Source organism: Parabacteroides goldsteinii, from assembly GCF_020091425.1.
Classification (GTDB): Bacteria; Bacteroidota; Bacteroidia; order Bacteroidales; family Tannerellaceae; genus Parabacteroides; species Parabacteroides goldsteinii.
In genome coordinates, this window is record NZ_CP081906.1 from 3,024,999 (window position 1) to 3,036,644 (window position 11,646).

Genomic DNA, 11,646 nt, shown 5'->3' on the forward strand with positions numbered 1-11,646 from the left:
ATTACATATTCAGTTCCACAATCGTTTTATCATTACTACAATCAAAGGACTTACTTATCACTCCAAATTTTTTTATTTTAAGTACAGTATCTTTTTCTGTTTCTTCGCTGGAAGATGGTTCTATTTCAAATGCCCCAAACCGCGACTCCTCTAATATGCTACCTATCGCTATATACTCAACTCTAATATTCTGTGCTTCCAAAGAGAGTAAACATTCTTCAATAATAGCCTCAACTCTTTTACTCCGATTATTATATCTTACAAATTCAAGTAGCATCAAAAGTGAAGATATTTGTGGTCGAAAATATTTCTCAAACGAATGTTTTCTTAAAAACAAAAGTCGTTGCTCATTATTCATTTTACCTAAAATATCGAATGCCAGATTTTTAGATATTGCAGAAATGTTCTTTGCCAACAAATACCATGACAGAATCTCTTGATATATACAAGATCGCTCATTTCGGTCAATTTCATAATCAGAGATTGCAGAAATCGTTTCTACCGAACAAGAATCAAAATTTTGAGAAAGGAAATATTGCAATTTCTCATAAGCTTCGCGAATTATCATATCAAGATATTTAAACTCTTCGCAAAACGGCATAGAAACTTCTAATGTATCAATAGGGAATAAACCAGAGCACATATTCTCATAATTTTGAAGGCTTTCATTTGCTGTAAGCAAGCACTTATCAACTTTCCATTTTTCTATAAAAAGTGCATTATATTTCGTTTCAACAGAAACCTTATATTGCTCCATTTCTTTATTTACGACATTAAGTGATTGTTGGAGTTCTTTACATTTTATATTAAGCTTTTTCAACTTATCATCATTTACAACCGAGAGTCCAGACCATTTTTGCTCTTCTACAGAATTAGTCAAAACAGCATAAATATTCTTCATTTTCATTATGTAGAAGCCGATAAATCCAAGTATCGATATACGTTTATTCCGAGCCTTTTTAAAATTTCGATAATACATTACCGAAATACCTAAAATAGCCAAGAAAACTAATATTAGAACAAACTTCAACATAACACTTAGATCAATATAACACAAGATGTTTTTTCAGCAGTATCACACTTATCACAATTTACGGCATAATGCAGAACAGCAAGTAATGTATCTTTTTCTTCAGCATCATTTTGTAACAAATTCTCCAATTCAACAGGTAGTTGTGGTTCTATTTCTAAATTTGAAAAATCTGCCTCAGAAACCTTTGCATACAACTTACGATATCCTAAAGAAATATTCTGAGATTGGCAATAACTACATATTGCAGTTATAAGATTATCCATATCTTTTCCACACTCTTTCTTTACACCAATTTTTGAAGCAGTACGAATCTGTTCCAATAATAGTACTATCCCCGATACATAAGGACGCACAAACTCCTCAAGAAAACGTTTAAAAATAAAGAGTCCAGGATTTGCCCCTTTTTTCAGATAAGCATTGAACTCTATATCTTTAATATATCCATTCAAATCCAAATTTGAAATAATTCCATTCCATTTACAAATAACAGCAGAAGGTCTGGATGCCAAAAAAACAGATATAAAGTATTGTAACTTTGTCTTATCTAATTCATCCAAGTCCCGATAGAACGCCCATACTTTAGTTTCAGCTTCAACTGTTGCTTTTTGCAAATTTTTAGCAAATACCAAGAATTGATCATCCAATTCAATATGCAATGCTCCAGTTATATTTTTAGTCTTATCAAGAGTTTGAGATAACGATTCCACCTTTTTTTCTAATTCATTATTCTTGTTTATCAAACCAATAATTTCTTCTTTTTTAGACTGAAGTTCTTTAGTCAAAGAGTTCATTTCTGTCTTATCAACGACTAGTTCTTTAATTTGTGTTAACTGTTTTTGGATATCATTATTCATATTAGAATTAGACTTTAATATCAACGTTTCAAGATTTGATTCCGTCTGTGGTAACAATTTAACAAGTTCTCCAAGAGAATTCTGGATAGCAGAAAAGTCTAACTTTTTTGAGAAATCATTTTCGCCAAGCACGCCACTAATCTCCATTTTATTTTGTTCTATAGTTTTTCTCCCCTCCACTTTTATATTATAGTCTTTATCTCCTTTATCGTATTCTTGACTCTTTTTTCGAAGTTTTAGCACTAGAACTAACACTGTAATAAGCAATAATATAATAATTATTGAAGCCCCATATTTTTTCAAAAATATACTAAAACGATTATTTTCTTTTGTACTTTTAGAATTCTCTAAATTAGTCTGAAAATCATCAGCATACAACACAATATTAGGAATGTAAGCATCCTCTGTTGATATTATAAATTCAATGCTATCTTTTTCTAAAAAATTATATATAGAATCATTTTTATAAAGATTTCCACGAATAATAACAGGATATATAACTGTTGAAAGTTGTAATGTATTATTCATACTGTCATATATACTTTTCATCAGTTCTTCTTTAACCGGATCAGGACTTTGTACACTGTCATTAGGAATTACTTTAACTTTATCATATTCCATATATACACCATCTTTAAGAGCAATAAATTTTGAGATATTGACACCAACATCAAACCTATCTACACCAGCAGAATCCTTAAACACGACATTCTTCAAATCAGTACTATCTTTCACTATTGGAAAAAATACACCTTTTTTAACCTTCCCTCTATTATTCTTGTTCGAATTTGATGGTTCACCATTAATTTGAATAAACAAATTAGCTGAATCTGCAGGAATTACAGATCCTTCATAATATTTTTTCTCTTCTTTTCCTTTAGAAATCAGATCTTCCTTAATTCTCAGATATTTCTGACTTTGTACATTGTATATTGCAACACTAAAGAATAATGCAATAATAAATAATAGCCTTTTCATTATTATATCTTTATGATTGTTTTACAAAAAATGTATATTGTTCATCATTACAGACCATGATATCAGAATCTTTCAACAGCGCTTCTACAGGTGGCTGCACATCACCATTCTCATCTGTTACTGCACAAAGAATCCTATCTTTATTCGTTATAGTAATCTGTACAGATTTTACAGGCAATTGATTAACAGGAAGGGCAGCAATTTCTGAGTACTTATGTTTTTCTTCATTGGCAATGATAGCCTTTGGATTTACTCCCATTACTTGACAAAACTTTACTCGTTTGCCATCAAATGTAAAACCTCTCTCGGCGTTAATATCTGCACTTCCAAAGAGATTTCCATCCTCATCAAAATTTTCCCCATCCAATATCAATGTATGGAATATAGGCTTCTGGGTTGGCTGAAGTTTCTGAATAACACCAAACACCCCATTAGATGTCATATTATGAAGAATAATTCGACTACTTTGTATACCATAATAACATGCCCCCTTGGCAACCGCGGTTTTTGATTCTTGCAAATCTAAGAGTAAAATGTGAGGAGTATAACCGGTAGTTTCAATACCATTAGACACACGCTCTTTAATACCCGGGAAATGAGAACTTCGACCTGACATTAATACAGTATCCAGCATTACTATGTTCTTTTCTTTACAAATCGTCATAATATCATCAACAATCGAATCGACATTGCCATATACAAATTTCTCAAAAAATTCACTGTGTAAAAATGAATTTGAATCATTTCGAATATCACCTTCAAAGAGATTCTTCTCTCCAAGATTAAGATTATAACCATTAAATTGACCTAACTCATAACTCTCTATCAAATTATCACTATTATCATAATAGCTACGGATAGTCTGTTTTTTTAAATCGAGAACAGCATCTTTCAACATTCTTCTCTCAGCCATACTCATATCTCTATTTTTTCCAAATGGATCATTTTCTGCAAGAACATTATAGTAATCTTTCTTAGAATATATCCATTTTAAATAAGCATAATCAATGGTATCACCCCCTACACCATACCCTAATTTACTTATAATCTGAATATCCCAAGTCCAATCGTTTCTATGATTACGCCGCTTTACATTTGCTATTGTTGCATTAATTGTCGCACCACCCATATCAAAAATAAAGATAGTTTCACCATTTGATGACTCTTGTTGCTTTTCATTAGATAATTCACTATTAATATAATTAACAAGTATAGCTTCTGCTTCATATATAAATCGTAACTCTTTGATTGATGAGTCTTTCACATTCATTACACATTCCTTCAACTGTTGCAATTTGGATGTAGTAAAGTTATTAGGGATTGCTATGACCGCACGCTTCGGATCATAAACTCCATCATCAAAAAACTGGGGATAATCATTTCGACGTTTTTCTATATACTTCTGATGCTGCTTCATAAGTCCCTCTATCATCAGCGTCGATAGAAATGAAGACTTCACCAACAAATTTTCACCAGTTTTAGACTGACCAAGAGAAAAAACCTCCTCATACCCTATTAGTTTTTTAATAGAAACAAATTTTCTAAGTGTTTCCGTTTCCCTTCTAATTGAAGCTGCAACATTTCCGAATCGAGCATTATTTCTGATTTCATCTTCTTCTGAAGATACCATATTCCTTGAGTTAATTGAAATAACAGAAGGTGAAATTACATCTTTCCCATCCTCATCCTTTTCAATAGTCAAATCTGTCGAATCTGTGGCAATAGCTATACAAGAACCTGTTGTACCAGGGTCAAGTCCTAACCATACGTTACCCAATTGTGGACCAACATGAAAATCATATGAAACTGTTGTACGAAGATTAAATTTTCGCAACCCATTGTTCAAACTATAAATCTCCACAACTAAAGAAAATGGAAGGATATCAACAACTGAAGTATTAGAAATTTTTCTAATATTAATTGAGAATCTGAAGCTGTTATCACTAAAAGCATCCTCCAGTTCAATAGGCATATTTCTATCGTTAGACATCTTTCCACCACCCGAAACATAAGCTTCAAAACCTTGTGGACATTTTAACAATATAGGATAAATGCGTACAGTAAACCCCGTTTGCTCCTGCCAATTATAAAATTGGCCATTTTTTTTATATCTTAAGCGTCCTGTAACTTTTATTTCAAATCCTCCACGAGTTTCATCATTGATAGTCCAGCTTTTATAATCAGTATAAACTCTACCATTCCCTTCAGGACTAAAATCTACAGATTCATAGTTGTCATTAAAATGAGAGAATTTAGTCTGTATCCCCATTGGTTTACCTTTCCTTAACAAGATAATAAAGATAATAACCAATAAAAAGATCACGAAAATAATTACAGAAATCTCCATTGTTGATAATTGTTTTTTAAATAAAAAATTCTGATTATTAAAAGAGCTGGATACTTGGAATGAATACTTCACAAATGACTCATCAGACAAACGATAAGATGTATTGAATAAAAATTTCAAATCTCCTTTATTCTGAGGAGAAGATATTTTTATTCCTTTCAAAATCATATCGTTTACTTGCCCTAATTCATATGCATTTTCTTTTTCATTATAAGTACATAATTCTGTTATATTTGCTTCATAATACTTTTCAACATTATCTACCGAACATATAACTTTAACACTATCTATTTTTAGATTTTCATTATGATTAAATACTATTTCTGTTGGAAGCATTGTATACTTATCTATACCAAATATTTCTTGTTCAAATACGATATTTGAATTAAGTTTCAATTCTAGATTCTCTGGTCTTGGATTACCAACATTAGGACGCAATTTAAATGCAGTAACACCAATTATTGAGTTATCATCTCTATTTGCCTGGAGATAGTAATCAAAATAAGCTATTTTAAAAAATTGCGCATTAAGCCTGTTTACACGTTCAATGACAGAAGACGATTTATTTTTAAATGCATCTCTAAATATCTTCTCATCTTGCTTATTACCAAATGTAGAACCCGCATAAAAATCACTAACAATTAAAATCACATACTCTTCTGTGTAATCTGAATCTAAAACATCTAAACACAGTGGATAAACATAGGCAGAAAACGAATATGTAGAAAGTCCCACATAGTTTGTTTGACTTTCATTTACAGGTCTTTCTGAAAAGTTTTTTCGTAAGAAAGATGTTATATTTTCATTACTCTTCTTAAATCGCCATTCATACCCTTTCTTAAAAAAGTAAGATTCAAATTTCCTATAGTCGCCATCTGTTTCAAAATAAAAATCTACATTTCCTTTTTGATCTGCAACAAACCAAAGAAAAGAGACATCGTCATCATTCGGATTAAAGAATAATTCACCTTCTTCTCGTTCCGCTTTTAGCAGATTATAATCATTATTTACAAGTTTGTTATTAAATAATGATATTATATCCTCTTGAAGTTTCGATATTGAATTATTATTTTTTTCTCTATAATATGATCCCGAATTATCCTGAAGTACTATAACATGACGTCTATTTCCTGCACTGAGAAATGCGGAATAACAGACCAACATTAAGACCAAAGAAAAAAATCGTTTCATATCTTTTTAAATGTTATCTCTTTTAAAAGAATTATATTTATAAGAATTGATACTTTATGCTAGATTCATAAGTATACTATTCATAGACAAATATATCAAATAAAGAAAAGCTTTTTTTTACAAATTTAACCAACAACGATTATCTTCATATAAATCTACATAAACGATAGAAAATTACGCATAAATACATTTTTCAGTATTCTTATAAAATCTCCAGCGCCTCCCTCAACCTCCTATAATACCTCTGCGACACAACCAACTCAATATCCGTAAACGGCGAATACAATTCGCACTTCAGCGTCACATTCTCAATCGAGCACAAATAATCAAGATTCACAATATAATCCTGACTAATCTGCACAAAAGAAGGATTAATTCCCAGCAAATCCTTTGCTGTCGTGCCCATGCGAAGTTTATAGAGTTTGCGATCAGCAACAAGCATCATTTGCCAGCAGCGCAATTCTCTTAAATATTGGAACAAAAGAATCTCCTCAGACTTTACAAAAACTAACCCGGATATAGTTTGAACCGCAAACTTATTACGAATAAGCAGCTTACGTAATGATTGCTCCATATTGACCTTCTCGTCTTTAGCAATATGAGCACGGAGACGATTTATTAAATCATCTAATTCTTTTGACTTATAAGGCTTCAACAAATAATCAAAAGCTGACGCATGGATCGCATCCAACAAATATTTATCATAAGCAGTATAAAAAACTATATGCATATCCGGATGAATATCCGACTGTATACGGCTTAAAAGTTCCAGACCAGTCATACCCGGCATTTCAACATCAATGAAAAGCAGGTCCGGTTGCAAACGGACTATCTCGCGCGCTGCATTATCCGGAGATGTACAAGTTGCTACGACACGTATCTCCGGGAAGCGTGATAAATCGCTTTCTAAACATTTGATACAAGACGGTTCGTCATCGACGATGACTGTAGTAATTTCATTCGCATTCATAAGGCAAAGTTGTAATTAAGTGGGACAATTAATGAGACACTGGTTCCGTGCTGTTTCTCAGAGGCAGAATACAGGTCTCTGATGGAAAATTGCATTTTACGGATATTGTGAGTATTCAATAAATCGGTTGTACGGTATAGTATTTTTAAACCCTGGCCGGTACTTCTCTCATCCCGGACATGTGCACTGGGATGATAACCGATGCCGTTATCTTCTATCGATACGTGAAGTTCCTCATCTTTAACAAAGACAGATATGATGATGCACGGATTCAAAGATTCTGCATTAAAAGCATATTTCACCGCATTCTCAACCGGTATCTGGATAGACATCGAAGGGACTAACGTTTCCATAAATACGCCGGAAGATATATTCCACTCCACCCGGATACATTCTGGATCACCCAGCATCTTCAACTTCAGGTAATTCTTTACAAAACCAATTTCTTTTTCCAACGGAACCGCCAGTTGTTCGGAAGAAAGCAAATCACCCCTCAATACGTCAATCAGCAAATTTACCGGTTCGGAAAGTTCTTCATAACGGCGGAAAATAGGCATTACTGAATTCAGTACATTAAATATATAATGTGGGGCAATACGATTTCTGACAACAGCCATACGCAATTGGGTGATAGTGGCTATTTGCTGTTTATAACGAAGCTCTTTCTTCCGGCGGATATAGAACAGCGCACATACCATTAATAAGACAACAATAATTAATCCCAATCCGGCAATCCATGCAAGCCACATCCATTGCTGTGCTTTGGCTTCAGTCTGCGTAATCATGATATCTTTCTTCAAAAGAGTCGTATCCTGCCGATAGCGAAATTCGGTCTCACGGATACTGTTCTCAATCTTCATATTCCGCAAAGAATCACCACAAAGATCCGCCTGGTTCCTGTAATAATACGCCTGGGCAAAATCTTTCTTTTTACGATATAATTCCTCCAACCGTGTGTTATGATAATACTGGTACTGAAGGTCCGTATGAAGCGTATCATAAGGTTGATTCAATCGCCGGGCGGCTTCCGGCAAATCATTTTCCTGCAAAGCCAAAGAGGCGAACAATCCATCCATATAAAACTTTATGCCAGGTTGCTGCAAGGCTGATTCTCCGAAAAAGGCAACTGAGCGTTCCAGATAATAACGGGCGGAATCCGGCTGTTCCTTCAACAAATATATTTCACCGATATTCCCTTCTACTATCCCCCGATAAATCGGTTGGGGAAAGTTTGCCACAATCGCATTTGCTCGCTGAAACCAGACTAATGCATTATCATATTCTTTGGTTACATAATAATAGTTTCCTCTGGAATTAGCAAAATAGTACTTTTCATAGTCGCTTCCTCTATCCCAATATTGTTCTGCTTCCCGAAAATAAGAATCAGATAACGGATAGTTCTCCAGTTCCTGATACAATTTTGCCAATCCGGAGTAAATCGGATAATTCATCTTATCACCGACACCTAAAGAATCAGAAAGGAACAATGCTTTACGGTAATGATAACCCGCCCAGCCATAATCACCCTGATGCTGATAACAATCAGCCATATTAATATAGACATTTATCGCAGGCAAACGTCCAAAATCGTTTGCCTGCGATAATGCTTCTGAAGCATTATGCAAACAGAAAATGGCAGAGTCCCATTGATTCATATCCTGAAAGAAAACACCCCGGCTATTATAGGCATCTGCCGATAATTTCAGCAGGCGATCCTCTTTTTCCGGTTGTTTTTCAACAAAGTGTAAGATCCGATCATTCAATAAGAATGCAGAATCAACCCGATTACTGAAATAATAACAACGGGAGATCGTTTGATCCAGATTATAATAGTTTATGCTATCCGATACGTTTTCCTGATCAGTCCTCAATTTAGAAATAACAGCTAACGGCCTTACAGCCAAAGAGTCCCTATAAAAAGAAAGCAAAGAATCAATCCTGATCGTTTCAGCATCTTTTACAGATGATTTCTGAAACGAACATCCTAATAATATACTGAACAGGATAACAAATACCCCACATGGCGTCAACTGTTGTTTTTCCATACTTACCTTCCCTTTTTAACAAAGGACATAAATTATTATGACATTTACAATCGTTCAAATCCATTTTAACGTATAAACTTTGATTATCACGATTAAATACCCTATTTAAGCAGACAAACGCCAAATCCGCAAAGTATATATACAAAAAGAGGATGCTCTTTTGAAGCATCCTCTCTCACTTATTATATGTATAGAATTTTACTTACACATCTCATTAATCACCGCAATCAACTCGCCGCCGATTTCTTCAGCTTCTTTCATGGTGTGAGCTTCGGAATAGATACGGATGATCGGTTCGGTATTACTTTTACGGAGGTGAACCCATTTGTCAGGGAAGTCGATCTTTACACCATCGATATCAGTGATATCATACTGAGCAAATTTTTCTTTCACCTTAGCCAGGATTGCATCCACATCGATCTCCGGAGTCAGCTGTACTTTCTGCTTGGAGATAAAATACGGAGGATAGCTGGCACGTAATTCGCTTGTTTTCATTTTCTTCTTTGCCAGATGAGTCAGGAACAAGGCAATACCAACCAAAGCATCACGACCGTAATGGCTGGCCGGATAGATCACACCACCGTTACCTTCACCACCAATCACAGCATTTGTCGCTTTCATCTTTGTAACAACGTTTACTTCACCTACCGCAGCTGCATTATATTCGCAACCATGAGCACGGGTTACATCACGTAACGCACGGCTTGAACTCAGGTTACTTACCGTATTACCCGGCGTATGACTCAATATATAATCGGCTACTGCCACCAATGTGTACTCTTCGCCAAACATTTCACCGTCTTCGCAGATAATAGCCAAACGGTCTACGTCCGGATCGACAACAAAACCGACATCCGCTTTAGCATGCTTCATCAGGTCAGAAATCTCTGTCAGGTTTTCAGGAATAGGTTCCGGATTATGAGAAAAGTTTCCGTGAGGCGCACAATGCAGTTTAAAGATTTCCTTCACACCCAAAGCATAAAGTAAATCCGGCAAAACAATACCACCCACTGAGTTTACAGCATCAATAGCCACCCGGAAGTTAGCCGCTTTAATTGCTTCTACATCCACCAGGTCAAGATTGAGTACACTCTCGATATGTTTCTGATTATATGTATTATTGACGATCACTTTTCCCAAATGATCCACATCGGCAAATTCAAAACTTTCAGAAGCTGCAATATCCAAAACTTCAGCACCTTCGGCCGCATTCAGGAATTCACCTTTTTCGTTCAATAACTTCAAGGCATTCCACTGTTTCGGATTATGGCTTGCAGTCAGGATAATGCCACCGCAAGCGCCTTCCATAGCAACGGCTAATTCAGTAGTCGGAGTTGTAGCCAGGTCGATATCGACCACATCAAATCCCATACCGGTAAGCGTACCCAAAACCACCTGTTTTACCATCGGGCCGGAGATACGGGCATCACGTCCTACTACGATTTTGTTTGTTGTAACTGTCGTGTTTTTTCTGATGAAGGTAGCATAAGCTGCTACAAACTTCACAATGGCTAACGGATTCAATCCGTCTTCCGGTGCTCCGCCTATTGTACCGCGAATACCGGAAATAGATTTAATTAGAGTCATAAGTATGTTAGATTATTTTTCGAATGTATATTTTACTTTACTAAAATAAACAGGAACATAACTGCTTTGGAAATAATTGCCCATTCTCTTAAATGGAACAATCATTCTGACAGTAGCGCCTTCTCCTACATGGTATAAAGCTGTAGCCAACCCTTCACCTACAAATAAATCCGGATCATAACTTCTACTCTCCCCGGAGTAAACATTATAGCCAAATACAAATTCTGTAGGGAAGCCATAATATCCAGGTCCATAAGTCAGATTATTAACCATGTTATATGCAGTATCAGAATCTAAGATTCCTTTAGCTTCGAAACGACAAAAAACTTTAGTTGTGCCCAATACTGCCCGATTTCCATTACCTGAGTCAATCACATTCAGATACACATCATTATCCAACTTCACAAATTCATTTTCCTTAAAAACGCCATCCGACGGGTAGTTTTTAAGAATCTTAAATCCTTCATGATCAATCAACCGATCAATCGCTTTCCTCTCATCCTTCAACCTCTCAGTGTACGACTTCGTTTTATCGCATGACACCACCATTAGGGCTGCACACAAAATCATCAGGATATAAAAACCTTTCTTCATCTGTTATTCTTTAATGTATAAATGAGCGACAAATGTAAATAATATCT

General features: G+C 34.9%; 7 protein-coding genes. All 7 read right to left on the minus strand.

The features are described from left to right. Position 1: 1 nt before the first annotated feature. Positions 2-907, minus strand: coding sequence for a hypothetical protein (locus K6V26_RS13525; RefSeq protein ID WP_224265603.1), 906 nt, complete (start codon positions 905-907; stop codon positions 2-4). Positions 908-1,038: 131 nt separating this feature from the next. Further along, a complete protein-coding gene (locus K6V26_RS13530) occupies positions 1,039-2,865 on the minus strand; it encodes a hypothetical protein (RefSeq protein ID WP_224265604.1) in 1,827 nt (608 codons plus the stop codon). A 10-nt stretch (positions 2,866-2,875) separates the two neighbouring features. Next, positions 2,876-6,403: an acetate and sugar kinases/Hsc70/actin family protein gene (locus tag K6V26_RS13535; protein WP_224265605.1), complete on the minus strand. Its 3,528-nt coding sequence runs from the start codon at positions 6,401-6,403 to the stop codon at positions 2,876-2,878. Between the two features lie 202 nt (positions 6,404-6,605). Then, positions 6,606-7,373: a LytR/AlgR family response regulator transcription factor gene (locus K6V26_RS13540; RefSeq protein WP_224265606.1), complete on the minus strand. Its 768-nt coding sequence runs from the start codon at positions 7,371-7,373 to the stop codon at positions 6,606-6,608. Beyond that, on the minus strand, positions 7,370-9,418 hold the full coding sequence (locus tag K6V26_RS13545) for a tetratricopeptide repeat-containing sensor histidine kinase (RefSeq protein ID WP_224265607.1): 2,049 nt from the start codon (positions 9,416-9,418) through the stop codon (positions 7,370-7,372). Before K6V26_RS13545 ends, K6V26_RS13540 begins: the two co-directional genes overlap by 4 nt. 198 nt (positions 9,419-9,616) lie before the next feature. Further along, on the minus strand, positions 9,617-11,005 hold the full coding sequence (gene glmM / locus K6V26_RS13550; protein ID WP_007658557.1) for a phosphoglucosamine mutase: 1,389 nt from the start codon (positions 11,003-11,005) through the stop codon (positions 9,617-9,619). 12 nt (positions 11,006-11,017) lie between these two features. Beyond that, positions 11,018-11,599, minus strand: a complete 582-nt coding sequence (locus K6V26_RS13555; RefSeq protein WP_046147521.1) for a DUF4827 family protein — start codon at positions 11,597-11,599, stop codon at positions 11,018-11,020. Positions 11,600-11,646 lie beyond the last annotated feature (47 nt).